Consider the following 17,155-nt stretch of genomic DNA (forward strand, 5'->3'; position numbering starts at 1 on the left):
GTCAGCGCGAGGCGACCAGCGGCCACAGCTCATCGGCGCCGTGTGCGGCGACGCGCCTGCCGAGCTCGACGGCCCAATGGCTCTCGGAGCCGAAATCGTCGCGCCAGCCCAGCGCGCGCAAGGAGAAGCGATGCAGGATGTGCTCGGTGGTGAAGCCGATGGCGCCGTGCACCTGATGCGCGATCGCCGCGCCCTTCTCGGCGGCCTCGGCGCAGCGGATCTTGGCCGCTGCGGCTTCGAGAAACACCGCGTCGTCGAATGCGGCGGCCCGCGCGATCGCATCGGCGGCCGATGTCGCGGCCGCGCTCGCAGCGGCGCTCTCACCGGCCAGCCGTGCGAGATTGTGCTGCACCGCCTGGAATTTGCCGATCGGCTTCTCGAAGGCGACGCGCTCACCCGCATAGTTGACGCTGATCGCGAGCAGCCGATCCAGCGCGCCGGCGATCTGCAGTCCGCGGGCAACGCCGCCCATCAGCATCAATGTCGTGGCGTCGAAGCCGGCCGGCGCCGGCCGGCATGCCAGCGGCGTGATCTTGTCGAACGTCACCGTGTCGCTGGGATCGTTGGCGAGGTTGAGGCCCGCGTCGATGCGCAGCCGCGCGGTCTCGACCAGCGCGATCGACACGCCGTCGCCGCCTTGCGCGAGCACGGCAATATGCTGCGCGGCTCTGGCGAACGGCACGCCGCGGGCATGGCCGGACAAGGTGCCGTCAGCGTCGAGCGTGATCCGGTCTCTCGGATGAGCCGGCGCGATCGTCATGGCGCCGTCGGGCGAGGCAATGCCGCCTTGTTGCAGCAGCCAGCCTGCGAGCAGCGTCTCGGCCAGCGGCACCGCAATCGCAAAACGGCCGGCGGCATTGATGATCTCGAAGCCGTCGGCGAGGTCAGTGCCGGCGCCGCCGAACTCCTCGCCCACCCAGGCGAGCGTCAGGCCGGCCTCGCTCAGCGCCTGCCACAGCGGCGCCGTCCAGCGGCCGTCCTTGTCGTGGTTGATCGTCTGCGGGTCGGCGAGATCGGCGAAGATCCTCTCCGCGGTCGCAACGACGATGTTCTCAGCTTCCGCCACAGCGCTCCTCGCCCTCGTTATCGTCGGTCTCGGCGCGCCATGTCCTGCGCGCGCCGGCGATGTCTTGCCGGCATGATGGGCGCAAGCGATGGCCCTGACAAGCGTAGCGCGCTGCAGGGCCCCGTCCGCTCGCCGCATGGAGGCGAGCGATTTCCGCGCTGCGGAGATTTTGCCGATTTTGCAGATGCAGCGATGTTGGCTAAGAAGAAGCAAGGTAACAGGCAAAGGCAAACAGGGAGGTGCGGAATGGCTGAAGGTCTGTGCGCGGTCGTGACGGGGTCGGCGTCCGGCCTCGGAGCCGCGACCGCGTTGCTGCTGGCGAAGGCCGGCATGCGCATCGTCGTGAACTATTCGAACAGCAAGAGTGAAGCCGAGCAGACCGCTGATCTCTGCCGCAAGGAAGGAGTCGAGGTCGTCGTCATTCAAGGCGACGTGTCGCGCGACGAGGATTGCCGCAAGATCGTCGCCGCCGCCGCGGCCTGGGGCCGGCTGGATGCCCTCGTCAACAATGCCGGCACCACCAAGCACGTCCCGCACGATCAGCTCGACGGCCTTTCGGCGGAGGATTTCCAGCGCATCTTCGCGGTCAACACCATCGGCCCCTTCCAGATGGTGCGCGCCGCACGGCCGCTGCTGGAAGCTGCGGCCAAGGCGACGGCGCGTGCGTCCGCGGTCGTCAACGTCTCGTCGGTGGCCGGCATCAGCGGCGTCGGCTCGTCGGTTGCCTATGCCGCCAGCAAGGGCGCACTGAACACGATGACGCTGTCGCTGGCGCGCGCCCTGGCGCCAGCGATCCGCATCAACACCGTCTGCCCCGGCTACATCGATACGCCGTGGTTCACCAAGGGCCGCGGCGAGGCCGGCGCCAAGCAGGTGCGCGATGCGGTGGTGGCGCGGGTGCCGCTGCGCGCGGCTTCGTCCGCCGAGGATATCGCGCAGCTCGTGGCGTTCCTGGCGAGCCCGGCGTCAGGCCACATGACCGGCGAGGTCGTGCGCATGGATGCGGGGATGCATCTGTTGGGGTGACGCCGTTTCTTGGGGCGACGCCGTCGTGGTGAACAGCCGACGCGACGGCGCAGTCCAGACCTTGTTGGTGCTGGATTGCGTCGCCGCCTGGCTGGCAATGACTTGGAGTGAGAGCGCTTGGAGCGAGCGCGCTAGCGATTGAAATCGCGGATCGTGCCGCTGGCGACCAGCCTGTTCCAGATGAACAGCACCACCACGGCGCCGATCGTCGCGGTGATGAAGCCGGCGCCCTGGTTCGGACCATAGTGCCCGATCGCCTGTCCCACCGCGGTGGCGAGGAATGCGCCGACGATGCCGAGCACGGCGGTCAGGATGAAGCCGGAGGGGTTGTTCGGTCCCGGCGACAGAAGCCGGGCGAGGAAGCCGGCGACCAGCCCGACGATCAAAATATAGAGCATGACATGATCCTTGCCTGAAGGTCGCGCTCAGATCCGGCTCGCCAACTCGTGCTCGGTCGGCAGCCGCCCGTCCGGCGTGAGCTGATCGACCACCTTCGGCAGGTACTGGCTCAGCCCGTTCAACAGCTCGTCGCGCGACAGCCCGCTCTGCGCGGTGAGCTGATCGATCTGGTCGGCGCCGAGCGCATTCGCGAGGTCGCCGGGCGAGATCGGCTTGTTCTCGCCGGGGGAGACCCAGGAGTTCGCGGTGTCGCCATGGCCCTTGTCCTGCAACTGGCGCAGCAGATCGCCGAGCCCGCCGGACAAGACGCTGCCGGCGGCGCCGCCGGCGAGCAGGCCGCCGAGTCCGCCAGCGATGATGTTGCCGAGGCCGCCGCTCAATCCGCCACCAAGCGCACCGCCGAGCGGTCCGCCTTGATTCCCGGTCGGCTGAGACGGCGGGACCGGCGCGGGCGCCGCATTCGGCTGCTGCCCATTCTGCGAGAAATGCTTCACCGCTTTCCACGCCAGCAAAGCGAGGATCGCCATCGTCATTGGCGACATGCCGCCGCTCTTCTGCGTGGCCGGATGACTTGGCCCATTCGGGCCGTTCTGCATGCCGTTGAGGATATCGAGTAGACCCATGACCTGCCTCCTGCGCCCCACGCCGACAAAGCTATTGGCTTGCACGGAGCGTTACAAGCCGCGGTCAGAAGGGTCGCACAGGGGAACGTGTCGCGCGCGGCTCAGTTCCGGGCTTCGGCCCGTTTCGGCGCCTTGGCTCCGGGCGGTGCGGCAGCGGTCTGGCTCGGGCCGGTGAACATCCGCTTCAGCTCGTCGAGCTTCTCCGACAGGACCGGAAAGTTGCACGAGAACGAATCGCGCCGCCAGCCATCCTTGGCGCATTGCGCTGCCTTGATGCGGGCGCGTGCCTCCACGTTCGACGCCGGCGGTGGCAAGCCGCCCTGCGCGGTCGCGGCCGGCGGCTTGCTCGGCCGTTGCGGCGGCGGCGCCGGCATGGCCGGCTTCGGCGGCTCGATCGCGGCCCGCGCCGTCATGTCCCGGAGCGAGGGCTGGAGGTCCTGCGTCTGCGGCCGCGACATCATTGCCGAGCTCATGTTGGCGTGGCGCTGGCGCTCGAGGTATTGCGTATACTGCTGGTCGATGAACTTCTGCTCTTCGGCCGTGGGATTGGGCCCGGCGATGTCGAAGCTGCGGTCCTGCATGAAGTCGTAGTAGACATAGCCGCCGCCCGGCTTCCGTCTCCCGGCAAATTTGGCGTTGCATTGCGCCAGCGCCGCGGTCTTCTCCTCCTTGGAGGCGGACTTCTCGGCGGCGTCGGCGCACTCCTCGAAATCCGTCGGGGAGCGGCTCCACCATTCCGCATGCGCGCGTTGAGGTTGCACCGCAGGCAGGCAGGTGATCGCTGCAAAGACCAGAATTGGCAAGTGGGGTCGGTACACGAACGGCAATCCTCAGCGGCTCCCCGCCTCAGATGACGGGAGATTGTCGCCAATTTGCGGCGATGTGTGACTCCAATGCTGCGTAATTTGCGACTTTCTTCTTTATCTGCCGTGGTTCCGTGATCTCGTTGCCACAGTCGGGTCGGCAATGACGGCGGCGCCGTTCGTGAATCGCACCTTGCTGTGGCGCCGGAACGATACGCAGCTTTTTTCCACCATTTTCATCCCGCCGTAGTTGACGAAACTAATCTTGACGATGGAAAGATTGGTGTTGACTGGACCGCACAAGCGCTCCTATGAATATCTTGACACTGGAAAGATGGATTGCGCCGCCCGGCGCGGAGGAGGCTGCGATGAAGGTGTTCCTCACGGTCAAGCTGGCGCTGCTGCCGTTCGTCGTGTTCTGGACCCTGCTGGCCTGGCATCAGCCGGCATGGGCGGTGTGGTCCGCGCTGGCCCTGGCGCTGGCCGCCAATGTCTGGCGCGCCTCCCGTAGCGAGCTCGCGCTGCTGGAACTCGGAAGCCTCGCCCTTTTCGTCGTGCTGGCGATCGCCAACGACGTCGCGCCGAATTGGACGGCCGGCAATGCCCTGTGGCTGTCCTTCGCTGGGCTCGGCCTCATCAGCTTCGCTTCGCTCGCCGTCGGCCGCCCCTGGACCGGGGATTATTCCCGGTCGGCCTATGCCGACAGCGCCTCGACGCCCCAGTTCCACCTGATCAACATGCTGATGACCGGGCTCTGGGGCGTCCTGTTCCTCGTGCTCGGCCTGTGCCGCTGGGCCAGCGTCGCCTCCTGGATCACGACGGCGATCGTCATCGGCGGCGCGCTGATCTCGATCTTCGGCCCCCGCTTCGCAATTCGCCAGGCCTTGCTGCGCATGCGGGCCGCGCGCGAGGAGTGCCATTGGCCGGCGCCGGGCTTCGCCTCCGCGGCCGAGACCGATTGCGATGTCGCGGTGATCGGCGCTGGAATCGGCGGGCTGACGGCCGCGGCCCTGCTCGCGGAGTCCGGGCTGAAGGTGAAGGTGTTCGACCACCACGTCGTGCCCGGCGGCTTCTGCCACACTTATCTTCGCAAGGCGCACCACGACAACAAGCCGGTGCTGTATCGCTTCGATGCCGGGCCGCACGATTTCTCCGGCGTCTGGCCCGGCGGGCCGGTCGACGGCGTGCTGCGCCGGCTCGGCGTCGCCGACCGTATCCAATGGCGGCGGGTCACCCACTCCTACCGTCTCGCCGGCCGGCGCATCGAGGTGCCAGAGGACTGGCGCGCCTATGTCCGACTGCTTTGCGAGATGTTTCCAGCCAGCGCGGACGGGCTGACCCGGCTGTTCGACACCATCCATGCCATCTTCGAGAGCATGTATGCGACGGGGCAGGGTCGCAGCGGCATTCCCGGCATGCCCGCCACATTGGAGGAGATGCTGGCCTTCCCGCGCAAGCATCCGCAGGCGTACCGCTGGATGAACCGCCCGTTCGACGAGCTCGTCGCCGCCCACGTCTCCGATCCCGAGCTGATCGCCACTCTCAATGCGCTGTCGGGCTATCTCGGCGACGGCAGCGAGACGCTGAGCTGCGCGCAGATGGTCCCGATCTTCGGCTACTATTTCAAGGGCGGCTTCTATCCGGTCGACGGCTCCGGCCACCTCGCGGACGTGCTCGCAGAGGCGGTCACCGCCCGGGGAGGCGAGGTGCATCTGAAATCCAGGGTCACGCGCATTCTGGTCGAGGAGGGCCGCGCCGTTGGCGTCGTGCTCGGCAACGGCCGCACGGTTCGCGCGCAGGCGGTGGTCTCGAATGCCGATCTCGGCCGCACCTTCACCGAGCTTCTGAAGGCCGACGATCTGCCGGCCGGCTTTCGCGAGCGCGCCCGTGCCCTCGTACCGGCGACGTCGTGCTTCTCGGTGCATCTCGGCCTCGACATGGTGCCGGACGTCGCGCCCGCCGCGCATCTCGACTCCCCGATGGGGATCGGGCTCGCGGTAATGTCCAAGCTCGATCCGTCGGCGGCGCCGGAAGGCCATGCGACGATGACGATCATCACCCTCGTTCCTCACGAACAGGCCAAGAGCTGGTTTCCCGACGAGGGCGGCGACGACTGGAAGGCGTGGCGGCGCTCGCCGGACTACGAGGCGCGCAAGCAGCAGCTCGGCGATGCCATGGTCGCCGCCGCCGAGACCATCATTCCCGGCCTGTCGCAGCATATCGTCTACCGCACCGACGCCAGCCCCGTGACCTATGCGCGCTACGACCTCGCCAGTGCCGGCGCGATCTATGGCGTGGCCCGGTCGGGACGGCTGAAGGGCGCCAAGGCGCCGGTGCGCAATCTCGTCATCGCCGGCGGCGGCAATGCCGGAGCCGGCGTCGAGGCCGTGGTGATCTCGGGCGCGGAGGCGGCCGAGGCGCTCGTGCCCGGCCTGCTGGCGCGCGTATCAGATGTCGCATCGGACGCAATGACAGCGCCGCCGAAGGCGGCATGAGCGCGGCGATCAGGGCGTGTAGAGGTAGCGCAGCAGGGTGCGGCCGACGGTCTCCAGGCTCTGCGCCGAGCACTGTTCGATCGTATCCTGCGTGGTGTTGAAATAGGGCTCGTAGTCGAAGTCGATGACCAGGAAGCTCGGAATTCCGGCCTGCTGCAGCGCCGTGTGGTCGTCGCTGATCGGGTACGTCGTGGGCTCCGGCGAGAACGCCTGCGGCGCGATCCGGCTGCCGATGCTCCAGAACTTCTTGACCTCCGGCAGCGCCGAGGCCAGCGACGACGGCTCCGGCTGCAGCTTGAGATCCTTGTCGCAGACCATGTCGAAATCGACCGCCTTCTCCGGCTTGTGCGTCGGATAATAGGTCTTCAGGTTGGCCGCGAAATGCGGCGAGCCGAGGGGACGCCAGGTCGGATCGCCGGCGCCGAGCGATTTCGGCCCTTCCTCGCCGTCGAAGAAGATCAGGTCGATGCCGACGTCGGGCCGCGGCGACAGCGACAGCACGCGGGCGGTCTCCAGCAGCAGCGCCACCGCCGAGGCGGAGTTGTTGGCGCCCGGCATCGGCGCATCCGGCGACTTCGGATCGCGATAGGCCTTGATGATGCTGTCGTAATGGGTCGCGACGATAACGCGCCGCGGGTTCTGCACCTGGAAGCGGGCGATGATGTTGGTGAGCGGGATCGCCTTGCCGTCGTCACCCTTGGCGGAGAAGCTCTGCGTGAGCACCGCATCCGCCGCGCTCTTGGCCATCGCGTCCTTGATGTAGTCGATCGTTTTCTGATGCCCCGGCTCACCCATCGAGCGCGGCGTGAAGCGCAAGAGATCGGCGATGACGGACATCGCGCGCTGGCCGTCCCACAATTCGATCTTTGCGTCCGCGGCGTGGGCGGCCGGCGACGTCAGCAGCAACGCGGCCGTTGTCGCGGTGGCGGCGAGGCGGGGCCAGAACTCGGTCATCCGAAAAGCTCTTCAACGATGTCAGGACGGCTTCTTGCCGAAGGGAATGAACAGGATGCCGGCGCAGCCAGCCAGCACCACGGCGAAATAATAGGTGATGGCGCGCGAGCCGATGGTCGGAATCAGCGCGAACGTCGTGACCAGCGTGCCGACGACGTTGCCGATGGTCGAGACGCCGTAGACCAGGCCGGCGACACGGCCGGCCTCGCCGGCCGAGCGCGTCAGCAGGCTGACGGCGATCGGCGAGAAGGTGCCGAGCAGGGTCAGCGGCACCAGCAGCAGCGCGGTCGAGGCCATCAGCGTCGCCATCGGCCCGTCGCCGATGCTGTCGAGGATGTCGGCCATCACGGTATCGGCGGTCGCCGGCACCAGCGCCATGTAGGCGGCGGCGATCAGGATCATGGTGCCGATGGTGCGCGTCGACGGTTGCCGGTCGACGATGGCGCTGCCGGCGAAATAGCCGATCGCGAGCGCGCACAGCACGGTCGAGATCAGGCTCGCCCAGGCGCCGATGCCGCTGCCGAAATACGGGTTGAGGTAGCGGCTGCCGAGCATCTCGAAGCCCATCAGCACGCAGCCGACCAGGAACGAGCAGACATAGATCGCCAGCATGCCGGCGCGGGACACGTGCTCGCTCATGGCAGCTTCTTGTTGTGGCGCTCGATGCTCTTCAGCGCCTCGACCGGCGCGAAGTCGTCGGTCAGCACCTTGGCCTTGGCGTCGATCACCTGGCCGTTGTCGATGTCGATGCGCTTGCGCTGCGCCAGCATGTCGGCGAGCTTGTAGCGGAAGCCGAATTCCTTGTCGCGCTCTTGCGCGATGCCGGCGAGATCTTCCGCCTTCCGCTCGTCGCCGGGATATGCGACCATGACGATGTTGCCGCCGGCCTCGTAGAAGTCGACCTGCGGGAACACGCTGTGAATGGTCTTCACCGCGGCGTCGAACAGCATCGTCGACGGCTCGACGTTCTGCGCCACCACGCCGCCCTCGGCGAGATGGTCCTTGACGAGCTGGTAGAATTCCTTGGTCAGGAGATGAAACGGCACGAACGGCCCGCGATAGGCGTCGATCAGGATGATGTCGTAGCGGTCCTTGGATTCCTGCACGAACAGCCGGCCGTCGCGGTTGGCGACGTGGAAGTTCGGCTCCTCCTTGATGCCGAAATATTTCTTGGCGAGCTCCAGCACCGTCGGATCGAGCTCGACCGACGTCACCTGCACCTTGGGCAGGAAGCGGTGCAGGTACCACGCGGTGCGGCCGCCGCCGAAGCCGATCTCGAGAATGGAGCTGACATTCTTGGCGTACATCACGCTCGCGGTCATGAAGCGGGTATAGTCGACCGGCAGGTCGAGCTCGTCGCGGGTGTTGTAGACGCTCTCGGTATAGATGCGGCGGTTGTGACCGAAGGTCATGCTGCGGTAAGGCGGCTGCTCATAGACATAGATGTTGTTGTAGAGCGACTCCTTGGACTCCAGCAGATTACGGGTGTCCTGCGCGCCTGCGGCGGCGATGGAGAGGAAGCTTGCGAGCGCGCCTGAAATGACCGACCGGATGAGCATCGACTTAATCGTTTCCCTCGGCTGAAATGGGCAGGCGCGCTTGAATCAAGTCGGATCTCGCGGCGCCGGCCGGCTGGCCCGGCCACGAGATGCGCTCAGGCACGACCAATACGGCAATCCCGAGGCCGGGTTCCGGATCGGCGCCGTTCTCTTAGACCATCGGCTGCCGTCCGGATAGTCAAACCGCCCCTCCCAAACGGGGGTGTGATCGGTCGGCGCCGCCTCAACCGGGATCGCGCGGCCGCGTTCCCACCGTCTTCCCATCGCAGGACCCGAGCGTCGTTGTGCCACGGCCGGCTGTCCGGTCCAGGCATTGACCGGAGAGGCTTCCGGTCGGTGGCCGGGTCTGCTATGGAGGCAGCGAAGCAGGTGCACTTCGGTGCAGGCTCCGGTCCCGTAGCTCAGCTGGATAGAGCGGCGGTTTCCTAAACCGTAGGTCGCATGTTCGAGTCATGCCGGGATCGCCATCTGCCGCCGCAGCCTTTGCGCGCGCAGACCTCTCCAGAACAAACCGTCGCGCGTGCGATCCGCTCGGGAAACGGGTGGAGCGCGCCGCCGCGATCGAGGAGCTTCTCCGGGTGAGACGGCGGCCTGAGCCCCGTCCGCGCGGCGCGCCATCGCCGCCGAATGTATCACCCTGGAGAGCTATCCATGCACACGACGATCGAGCCGGGCATCCTCTATTTCGGGACGCCCGTCGTCCTCATCAGCACCGTCAATGAGGATGGCGGCTTCAATCTCGCGCCGATGTCGTCGGCGTTCTGGCTCGGCTGGCGCTGCATGCTGGGCCTCGCGGCGGGATCGAAGACGCCGCAGAACATGCGGCGTACCGGCGAATGCGTGCTGAACCTGCCGTCGGTCGATCTCGTGGCCGCGGTCGATCGCCTGGCGCTGACCACGGGATCCGCCCCGGTGCCGCCGATGAAGCAGCGCAAGGGCTACCGCCATGAGCCGGACAAGTTCGCCGCGGCCGGTCTCACCGCGGTCAGGTCCGAAACGGTGGCCGCGCCGCGCGTCGCCGAATGCCCGGTCCAGCTCGAAGCGCGCGTCGAAGCGGTGCATGGCATCGCCGATGACGACGCGCTGCTGAAGGGGCACATCCTGTGCTTCGAGGTCCGCGTCCAGCGCGTTCATGTCGACGAGACCCTCCTGATGGACGGCGCGCGCGACCGAATCGACCCCGACAAATGGCGGCCGCTGATCATGAGCTTCCAGCAGTTCTATGGCCTCGGCCCGCGCCTTCACGAGTCGCGGCTCGGGACCATTCCGGAGGCGGCCTATCGCACGCCCGACGTCGAGCGCGCGCGCAACGTCCCGACGCGGATGGAGGCGGCGGCAGGCTGAGCCGGCTCGGCCTCGAGTCTCGCCTGGAATCACCCGGCCGCCCGTTCAAGCTTGCATCCGGGTGCAAGAGGTCAAGGACATCATGGGGGCTGTGGCTGTCGATCGGCTGCTGATCGAGGCGGCCGATCATTACAATGCGGGGCGCGCCGGACCGGCCAAGGCACTGTGCGGCGACATCCTCCAGGCGGTGCCGGATCATCTGCCGGCGCTGCATCTGTCCGCGATCCTCGCCTTTGCCGACGGCCGCATGGCCGAGGGCGCGGAGCTGCTCGGGCGCGTCTTCGCCCGCGATCCCCGCCATGCGGCGGCCTATGTCACGCTCGGCGATGCGCTCGCGGTGAAAGGCGAGCGCAACGGCGCCGCCGATGCGTTCGCGCGCGCAGCGGCGTTGCGGCCGCGCGATGCGGCGATTCACAGCAGGCTCGGCAGTGCGCTGCTGGAGCTGTCGCGCTTCGCCGAGGCCGAAGCGGCCTATCGCCGCGCGCTGACGCTCGATCCTGCGCTCGCGCATGCGCGCTGGAATCTCGCGCTGGCCCTGACGCGTCAGGGCCGCCTCGTGGAGGCCGAAGCCGTCTACCGTGTGCTGCTCGAACGCGACCCGGCCCACCCCGACGCGTGGCGGGCGCTGGCGCATGTGCTCGCCGACCAGGCAGATTATGCGGCGGCGGTGCCGGCTTATCAGCATGCGCTCGCCGCACGGCGGGACGATGCCGGCCTGCATCTCAGCCTTGGCGATGTGCTCTACAAGCAGCGCGCCTTTGCCGAGGCCGCGGCCCATTATCGTCAGGCCTGCGATCTCGCGCCCGGTGATGCCAACGCTGCACGGCTGCTCGGGCACGCGCTGCACGAGGCCGACCGCCCGGCCGAGGCCGTCGAGGCCTATCGGCGCGCCGCGGTGCTCGATCCCACCGATGTGGTCGTGCTCAGCAATCTCGCCGCCTGCCTGTGCGGGACCGGCCAGATCGAAGCGGCGATGGCCGCCTGCGAGCACGCGCTGGCCTTGCTGCCCGATCACGCCCCGGCGCATACCAATCTCGGCATCATCCATGAGATGCGCGGCGAGACCATCGAGGCCGTCGCGGCGCATCGCCGTGCGGTCGCCGCCGATCCGGCTTATGCCAAGGGCCACGCCAATCTCGCGGTGGCGCTGCGCAACGCCGGCGACATCGACGCGGCGCTCGCGGCCTCGCACCGCGCGGTCGCGCTCGCGCCCGACGATGCGCTGGCGCGCTACAATCACGCGCATTTCCTGCTGATGTGCGGCGACCTCGTGAACGGCTTTGCCGAGCACCGCTGGGGCCGCGACTGTCCGGATCTGTCCGCGGGCATGCCGCGCTTCGACGCGCCGGAATGGCGGGGCGCACCACTCGACGGGCGCACGCTGCTGCTGTTCGCCGAATATGGCATCGGCGACGCGCTGCAATTCGTGCGCTATGTCGATCGCGTCAGGATGATGGGCGGCCCGGTCGTGCTGCAGGTGCAGCCGGCGATCGCGCCCCTGCTGCGCTGTCTGGAGGGCGTGACCGTGGTGCCGCGCGGCGCGCCGCTGCCGCCAATCGACCTGCAGGCGCCGCTGATGGATCTGCCGCGCATCTTCGGCACCACGCTGGAGACGATCCCGGCCGAGGTGCCGTACCTCGCCGCCGATCCGATCAAGATGGCCGCGTGGCGCAACGTGCTCGGGCGCGCGCCGTCGTTGAAGGTCGGCGTCGTCTGGGCCGGCAATCCCAGGCACAAGGGCGATCGGCAGCGCTCGCTGACCGCGCAGGCGGTGCTGCCGCGGCTGGTGATGCCGGGCGTGCAGCTCTATTCCTTGCAGAAGGAGCCGCGGCCGGGCGATGCGCTAGGGCTCGCCGAGCTTGGCACCGACGTCATCGATCTCGGGCCGCTGCTCAGCGACTTCGCCGAGACCGCAGCTGCCGTCGCCGCGCTCGATCTCGTCATCTCCGTCGACACGTCGGTGGCGCATCTCGCCGGCGCGCTCGGCCGCCCGGTCTGGGTGCTGTTGCCTTACGCGCTCGACTGGCGCTGGCTGCGCGACCGCGCCGACAGCCCGTGGTATCCGACCATGCGGCTGTTCCGCCAGGACAAGCCGATGGCCTGGGATGGTGTGCTGGCGCGGACGGCCGGGGAGCTTGCGCGGCTGGTAGCAGGTGAGCGCGGGCTGCTGTCGCCCGGGCCGGGTATGAGGCCGAGAGCGGACGTCGAAGGCTTATGAGGCCCGACGCCTATCGCGTGGCCATGCGTGCGAGACCGGTCTGATCCGAGCGCGTGGACGGAAACGACAATCGCCACAAGCTGAACAGCATCGGGAGTTGGAAAACGAAGCTGATCGCCGCAGCGCCTGCCAGCACCTCGAAACGTTGCGCCTCGATCAGAGCCTTGGCGCTCGGTACCACGTGGACCAGGCCGTCGGCGACGTAGACAAGCGCAACCACCCGCCAGATGTTGGCGGAGAGCAAGCCCATCCTGAAGGCATGATCGAACAGCGCGAGCAACCCGCCGAGCGCGAGCGTCGAGCTCACCATGTGAGCCGGCGTATCGTAGAAGCCGGAGTCCAGGGCGGCCTGGACGAACCAGAGTCCGTAAACCACCGCGATGATCTTCAGCAACATCAGTTCGTTCCCAGGCCCGCGAGATCGTCGTCTGCCTCCGGGCAGCCGATCGGATTGCGCCCCCTTGATCGGAGCAGGCGTGCGCGACGTCGAGCTTATGCTGCGTGTCACGAAGGCTCTCTTAATCGGCTCGCTTGGATTGTCCTGAACGAGCCGCCCGCCTTTGATCCAGGTCCCGTGATGCAGGAGCCAGGCGCGGTTGCGGACATGGTCAAGAACCGCGGAGGCGGCCTACTGCTCCGCCAGCAACTCCCGCACCCGCGGCACCACCACCCGGCCATACAGCTCGATGCTGCGCATCAGCTTCGCATGCGGCAGCGGGCCGGCCGAATACTTCAGTTGAAAGCGCGACAGGCCGAGGGCCTTGATCGTCGCGGCGATCTTCCGCGCCACGGTCTCCGGCGAGCCGACATAGAGCGAGCCGTGGTCGGCCTCCTGCACGAATTCGTCGCGGCCCATCGGCGGCCAGCCGCGCTCGCGGCCGATGCGGTCGCGCATGGTCTTGTAGTCCGGCCACAGCTCCTCGCGTGCCACTTCGTCGGTGTCGGCAACATAGCCGGGCGAATGCACGCCGATCGGCTTCGTCTCGCGGCCGAACTGTTTGATCGCGCGATGGTACAGCTCGACATAGGCAGCGAAGCGTTTCGGATCGCCGCCGATGATCGCGAGCATCAGCGGCAGCTCGTAATGCGCCGCGCGCACCACGGACTCCGGGCTGCCGCCGACGCCGATCCAGGCCTTCAGCCGGCCGTGCTCGACCGGCGGGTAGACCAGCTGCTCGCGCAGCGGCGGGCGCAGATTGCCCTGCCAGGTCAGCGGCTGCTGCGGCAGCAGGCTGACGAACAGATCGAGCTTCTCCTCGAACAGCGCCTCGTAGTCCTTGAGATCGAAGCCGAACAGCGGGAAGGACTCGGTGAAGGAGCCGCGGCCGAGGATCACCTCGGCGCGGCCGTTCGAGACGGCGTCCAGCGTCGAAAATCGCTGGAACACGCGGATCGGATCGTCCGAGCTCAGCACCGTCACCGCCGAGCCGAGCTTGATGCGCGAGGTCCGCGCCGCGATCGCGGCCAGCGCCACTTCGGGCGCCGAGATCGCGAAATCGCCGCGATGGTGCTCGCCGAGCCCGATGAAATCGAGCCCGAGCTGGTCGGCCAGCACCGCTTCCTCGACCACGTCGCGGATCACCTGGGCATGCGAGGCCATGTCGCCATCAGCGCCGCGGGTGACGTCGCCGAACGTGTCCAGGCCGAATTCGATTGGTGTGATCATGTCTCATTCCATTGCGTCGGGCCGTCATACGGCGTCCCGCTGTCAGCTGGAAGGGGCGGAACCGGATTGCAAGCGGCTGGGACGAAACACAGGGTTTCGATGTTGCGGCAACGACAGAATCCCCTGTGGAGAGCTCGCCTGTTGGCTTGAGGCACGTCATGCCCCGGGCATCCACGCCCATCGACATCCGGCGAACGACGTGGATGGCCGGGACAAGCCCGGCCATGACGGTGGAGGGAGGGGGAGAAGGCGGCTCGGTCACCGTCCGCGTGAATGTCAAGGCGGCAAAAAAATTCTCTTTCGTTTTTCCAGAAAGTGTGCTCTATTGCATCTATCCTGCCTCATCGATGAGGGGCGTACGCGCGGTCGTCACGAGACGCGAGGCGGGGATGCGGTGGCCGCAGCGGGTCGCAGCGTGACTTTGTCGCGCCGACGAACGATCCGATGCGGACAGTCAAGTCGCGTGGTCCTGGCCTCCCGATGCTGAGGTCAAGCCGGACGGCGGTGCGGAAGCGCAGCGCGCCGACGATGGGGGCAAGACAGCCGGTCCCCAGGGAGATCGCGAAGCAGCTGTAAAACCATCGCGCAGGGAAGGCCGGGATGTTCCAGCCGAACCTGTGGTTCCTGCCGCCTGCATTTTTTTCGCAGGCGGGCCATGGGGGCGGCGAGCTCCCGGTCTTCCCTGCGCCCTCACGTTTCCGAGGGCGAACGATCCGGACAAGGCTCGGGCTAGCGCGGCCGCGAGAGCGCGAACGCATGACCTCGGCCGATGCGATGGCCGGCCGCGCCTGTTGTGCGGTCATGCCATGCCAAAAAATGGGCGTGTGGCGCGGCCGCGCATCACCTAGGCTCCGATCATCGATCACACGGGATGACGCACATGGCGACCGGCAGCGACTATCAGATCTTCGAGGCAGGCGACGTCGTGCTGCAATCGGGCGTGACGTTCCCGTCACTGCGGCTCGCCTACAAGACCTATGGCACGCTGAACGCGGCCAAGGACAACGTCATCCTCTATCCGACCTCGTTCGGCGCCCAGCACGTCGACACCGAGTGGCTGGTCGCGCCCGGCGGCGCGCTCGATCCGAGCAGCTACTTCATCATCATTCCGAACCTGTTCGGCAATGGCCTGTCGTCGTCGCCCTCGAATACGCGCGAACTGTTCGGCGACGCGCCGTTCCCGTCGATCAACTATCACGACGCGGTCGCGGTGCAGCGCCGGCTCGTGGAGGAACAGTTCGGGATTAGCCGGATCGCGCTGGTCTATGGCTGGTCGATGGGCGGCATGCAGGCCTATCACTGGGCCGCGCGCCATCCGGACATGGTGGAGCGTGCGGCGGTGGTGTGCGGCAGCGCGCGCTGCTCGCCGTATAACCATCTGTTCCTGGACGCCGTGAAGGCGGCGCTGACGGCCGATCCCGCGTTCCGCAACGGCCGCTTCGTCGAGAAGCCTGTCGCCGGCCTGCGCGCCATGGGCCGCATCTATGCCGGCTGGGCGATGTCCTATGAGTTCTACCGCGACGAGGCCTGGCGCGAGCAGGGTTTTGGCTCGCAGGAGGACTATCTCGCCGCGACCTGGGACTTAGCGTTCGCGCATCGCGATGCCGACAACCTGCTGGCGCAGATCGCGATCTGGCAGGGTGGCGACATCAGCAATTGCGCGGCGTTCGGCGGCGATCTCGATCGGGCGCTGGCGGCGATCAGCGCGCACATACTGCTGATGCCGGGGCAAACTGACCGCTATTTCGACTGGCGCGACAACGAACGCGAGCTGCCGAAACTGGTCAACGCCCGTTCCGCCGTGCTGCGGCCGATCCCCTCGATCCACGGCCACCGGGCCGGCAATCCCGTCCGCATCCCGGCCGATCACGACTTCATCAAGGCCAACGTTTCCGCGCTTCTCCAGAGCTGACACCCGAGTTCGACATGACCGACGTGCCCACCGACGAATTCGCGCCCCGCCCGAAGCTGCTGACACCGCCGGTGTTGCAGCAGCTCTGCACGCGCTCCAACCTGCAGGGCGCGCTCCGCACGCTCAGCCATTACGGCGCGATCATCGGAGTGGGTGCGCTGATCGGAGTGATCGCATCAACGCATGGTGTGCTCTGGGCGCTGCCCTTGCTGCCGGTGCAGGGCGTGCTGATCGCCTTCCTGTTCATGGCGGTGCACGAGACCGCGCACAAGACCGCGTTCGACAGCCGCAGGCTCAACCTCGCGATCGGCAATCTCTCCGGCTTCCTGATCGGACTGCCCTATGAATATTACTGCCTGTTCCACTGGGAGCATCACCGCCACACCCAGGATCCCCTCCGCGATCCGGAGCTGATCGTCGGCCCCAAGCCGCGCTCGGAGACCCAGCTCGCCATCGCCTATTCCGGGCTGCTCCAGGTCGCCGGCCGGCTTCGGCTGCTGCTGAAGCATGCGGTGACGGGCGAGGTGACGGTGCCGTGGGTGCCTGCCGGTCGCCGCGCCACCATCGTACGCGAGGCGCGCGCCTATGCCACTGGTTACGCGCTGCTCCTGCTCGGCTCGGTCGCGCTGCACAGCGCGCTGCTGCTGTGGATCTGGGTGCTGCCGCTGCTGCTGGGCCAACTGATCCTCCGGCCCTATCTCTACGCCGAGCACACCGGTTGTGATCACACCAGAAGCGCCTTCCACAACACCCGCACCACCTTCACCACGCGGATCGTGCATTGGCTGGCGTGGAACATGCCCTACCACGTCGAGCACCACGCCTATCCGGCGGTGCCGTTCCACGCGCTGCCGAAGCTGCATGCGATCGTCGACGGCGAGATCAAGTATCGCGGGCAGGGCTACGTCGCCGTGACGCGGCAGACCTGGGCCTGGTTTCGCGATCAGTTTGATGGAACGAAGTTCGGAAGCAAATGAGTTTGTGCCCGACCTATCGCCGCGCAGACGGTGCATCCTCTCCCCTTGTGGGAGAGGGTGGCATGATCGAGCAACGCTCGATCATGCCGGGTGAGGGGTCTCTCTCCGCAGAG

At 67.3% G+C, this 17,155-nt stretch carries 15 protein-coding genes and 1 tRNA gene; 7 read left to right on the forward strand and 9 right to left on the reverse strand.

Annotated elements, in window-relative coordinates; translation table 11 throughout:
• Position 1: 1 nt before the first annotated feature.
• On the reverse strand, positions 2 to 1,066 hold the full coding sequence (locus ACQR1H_RS08470; RefSeq protein ID WP_434893243.1) for an acyl-CoA dehydrogenase family protein: 1,065 nt from the start codon (positions 1,064 to 1,066) through the stop codon (positions 2 to 4).
• Positions 1,067 to 1,312: 246 nt separating this feature from the next.
• Here ACQR1H_RS08470 and ACQR1H_RS08475 point away from each other — a divergent pair, with 246 nt between their 5' ends.
• A complete protein-coding gene (locus ACQR1H_RS08475) occupies positions 1,313 to 2,092 on the forward strand; it encodes an SDR family NAD(P)-dependent oxidoreductase (protein WP_315800565.1) in 780 nt (259 codons plus the stop codon).
• Between the two features lie 131 nt (positions 2,093 to 2,223).
• Here ACQR1H_RS08475 and ACQR1H_RS08480 read toward each other — a convergent pair whose 3' ends face one another.
• The 3 genes from ACQR1H_RS08480 to ACQR1H_RS08490 all read right to left on the reverse strand — a co-directional run bounded on the left by ACQR1H_RS08480 (position 2,224) and on the right by ACQR1H_RS08490 (position 3,932).
• Positions 2,224 to 2,490: a GlsB/YeaQ/YmgE family stress response membrane protein gene (locus ACQR1H_RS08480; protein WP_315800564.1), complete on the reverse strand. Its 267-nt coding sequence runs from the start codon at positions 2,488 to 2,490 to the stop codon at positions 2,224 to 2,226.
• A 27-nt stretch (positions 2,491 to 2,517) separates the two neighbouring features.
• Positions 2,518 to 3,114 (reverse strand): YidB family protein, encoded by a 597-nt coding sequence (locus ACQR1H_RS08485; protein ID WP_315800563.1) that lies wholly within the window; start codon positions 3,112 to 3,114, stop codon positions 2,518 to 2,520.
• 101 nt (positions 3,115 to 3,215) lie between these two features.
• A complete protein-coding gene (locus ACQR1H_RS08490; RefSeq protein ID WP_316216817.1) occupies positions 3,216 to 3,932 on the reverse strand; it encodes a hypothetical protein in 717 nt (238 codons plus the stop codon).
• 353 nt (positions 3,933 to 4,285) lie between these two features.
• Between ACQR1H_RS08490 and ACQR1H_RS08495 the strand changes: the two genes are divergently transcribed.
• Positions 4,286 to 6,412, forward strand: coding sequence for a phytoene desaturase family protein (locus tag ACQR1H_RS08495; RefSeq protein ID WP_316216816.1), 2,127 nt, complete (start codon positions 4,286 to 4,288; stop codon positions 6,410 to 6,412).
• Between the two features lie 9 nt (positions 6,413 to 6,421).
• Here ACQR1H_RS08495 and ACQR1H_RS08500 read toward each other — a convergent pair whose 3' ends face one another.
• From ACQR1H_RS08500 to ACQR1H_RS08510, 3 genes are read right to left on the reverse strand one after another with little or no spacing between them, the layout of a single operon-like run.
• Positions 6,422 to 7,366, reverse strand: a complete 945-nt coding sequence (locus ACQR1H_RS08500; RefSeq protein ID WP_315800560.1) for a M28 family peptidase — start codon at positions 7,364 to 7,366, stop codon at positions 6,422 to 6,424.
• A 21-nt stretch (positions 7,367 to 7,387) separates the two neighbouring features.
• Positions 7,388 to 8,005: a fused MFS/spermidine synthase gene (locus ACQR1H_RS08505; RefSeq protein ID WP_315800559.1), complete on the reverse strand. Its 618-nt coding sequence runs from the start codon at positions 8,003 to 8,005 to the stop codon at positions 7,388 to 7,390.
• Positions 8,002 to 8,925 carry a spermidine synthase gene (locus tag ACQR1H_RS08510; protein ID WP_434907408.1) on the reverse strand — a complete coding sequence of 308 codons (924 nt, stop codon included), beginning with the start codon at positions 8,923 to 8,925 and terminating at the stop codon, positions 8,002 to 8,004. Before ACQR1H_RS08510 ends, ACQR1H_RS08505 begins: the two co-directional genes overlap by 4 nt.
• 390 nt (positions 8,926 to 9,315) lie before the next feature.
• Between ACQR1H_RS08510 and ACQR1H_RS08515 the strand changes: the two genes are divergently transcribed.
• The 3 genes from ACQR1H_RS08515 (at position 9,316) to ACQR1H_RS08525 (ending at position 12,487) form a co-directional block, all read left to right on the forward strand.
• Positions 9,316 to 9,392: transfer RNA gene (locus ACQR1H_RS08515), tRNA-Arg, on the forward strand.
• A 184-nt stretch (positions 9,393 to 9,576) separates the two neighbouring features.
• Positions 9,577 to 10,269, forward strand: coding sequence for a flavin reductase family protein (locus ACQR1H_RS08520; protein ID WP_434907409.1), 693 nt, complete (start codon positions 9,577 to 9,579; stop codon positions 10,267 to 10,269).
• Positions 10,270 to 10,351: 82 nt separating this feature from the next.
• Complete coding sequence (locus tag ACQR1H_RS08525; RefSeq protein ID WP_434907410.1) at positions 10,352 to 12,487, forward strand: tetratricopeptide repeat protein; 2,136 nt, start codon at positions 10,352 to 10,354, stop codon at positions 12,485 to 12,487.
• 10 nt (positions 12,488 to 12,497) lie between these two features.
• On the opposite strand, the gene ACQR1H_RS08530 is transcribed toward ACQR1H_RS08525, so the two are convergent.
• A complete protein-coding gene (locus ACQR1H_RS08530; protein WP_316216811.1) occupies positions 12,498 to 12,881 on the reverse strand; it encodes a hypothetical protein in 384 nt (127 codons plus the stop codon).
• Positions 12,882 to 13,115: 234 nt separating this feature from the next.
• Positions 13,116 to 14,153 carry an LLM class flavin-dependent oxidoreductase gene (locus tag ACQR1H_RS08535; RefSeq protein WP_316182938.1) on the reverse strand — a complete coding sequence of 346 codons (1,038 nt, stop codon included), beginning with the start codon at positions 14,151 to 14,153 and terminating at the stop codon, positions 13,116 to 13,118.
• Between the two features lie 880 nt (positions 14,154 to 15,033).
• Here ACQR1H_RS08535 and ACQR1H_RS08540 point away from each other — a divergent pair.
• Together ACQR1H_RS08540 and ACQR1H_RS08545 are read left to right on the forward strand one after the other, a co-directional pair.
• Positions 15,034 to 16,065 carry an alpha/beta fold hydrolase gene (locus tag ACQR1H_RS08540; protein ID WP_316216809.1) on the forward strand — a complete coding sequence of 344 codons (1,032 nt, stop codon included), beginning with the start codon at positions 15,034 to 15,036 and terminating at the stop codon, positions 16,063 to 16,065.
• A 14-nt stretch (positions 16,066 to 16,079) separates the two neighbouring features.
• Complete coding sequence (locus ACQR1H_RS08545) at positions 16,080 to 17,042, forward strand: fatty acid desaturase family protein (protein ID WP_434907411.1); 963 nt, start codon at positions 16,080 to 16,082, stop codon at positions 17,040 to 17,042.
• The last annotated feature ends 113 nt before the right edge of the window (positions 17,043 to 17,155 follow it).

Origin of the sequence: Bradyrhizobium sp. HKCCYLRH2015, assembly GCF_051168215.1 — a bacterium.
Lineage (GTDB): Bacteria > Pseudomonadota > Alphaproteobacteria > Rhizobiales > Xanthobacteraceae > Bradyrhizobium.

Coding starts and splice junctions, on each gene's coding strand:
- ACQR1H_RS08505 (WP_315800559.1), bottom strand. CDS start 8,005: ATGAGCGAGCACGTGTCCCGCGCCGGCATGCTGGCGATCTATGTCTGC.
- ACQR1H_RS08540 (WP_316216809.1), top strand. CDS start 15,034: ATGGCGACCGGCAGCGACTATCAGATCTTCGAGGCAGGCGACGTCGTG.
- ACQR1H_RS08535 (WP_316182938.1), bottom strand. CDS start 14,153: ATGATCACACCAATCGAATTCGGCCTGGACACGTTCGGCGACGTCACC.
- ACQR1H_RS08480 (WP_315800564.1), bottom strand. CDS start 2,490: ATGCTCTATATTTTGATCGTCGGGCTGGTCGCCGGCTTCCTCGCCCGG.
- ACQR1H_RS08520 (WP_434907409.1), top strand. CDS start 9,577: ATGCACACGACGATCGAGCCGGGCATCCTCTATTTCGGGACGCCCGTC.
- ACQR1H_RS08545 (WP_434907411.1), top strand. CDS start 16,080: ATGACCGACGTGCCCACCGACGAATTCGCGCCCCGCCCGAAGCTGCTG.
- ACQR1H_RS08475 (WP_315800565.1), top strand. CDS start 1,313: ATGGCTGAAGGTCTGTGCGCGGTCGTGACGGGGTCGGCGTCCGGCCTC.
- ACQR1H_RS08525 (WP_434907410.1), top strand. CDS start 10,352: ATGGGGGCTGTGGCTGTCGATCGGCTGCTGATCGAGGCGGCCGATCAT.
- ACQR1H_RS08495 (WP_316216816.1), top strand. CDS start 4,286: ATGAAGGTGTTCCTCACGGTCAAGCTGGCGCTGCTGCCGTTCGTCGTG.
- ACQR1H_RS08510 (WP_434907408.1), bottom strand. CDS start 8,925: ATGCTCATCCGGTCGGTCATTTCAGGCGCGCTCGCAAGCTTCCTCTCC.
- ACQR1H_RS08485 (WP_315800563.1), bottom strand. CDS start 3,114: ATGGGTCTACTCGATATCCTCAACGGCATGCAGAACGGCCCGAATGGG.
- ACQR1H_RS08500 (WP_315800560.1), bottom strand. CDS start 7,366: ATGACCGAGTTCTGGCCCCGCCTCGCCGCCACCGCGACAACGGCCGCG.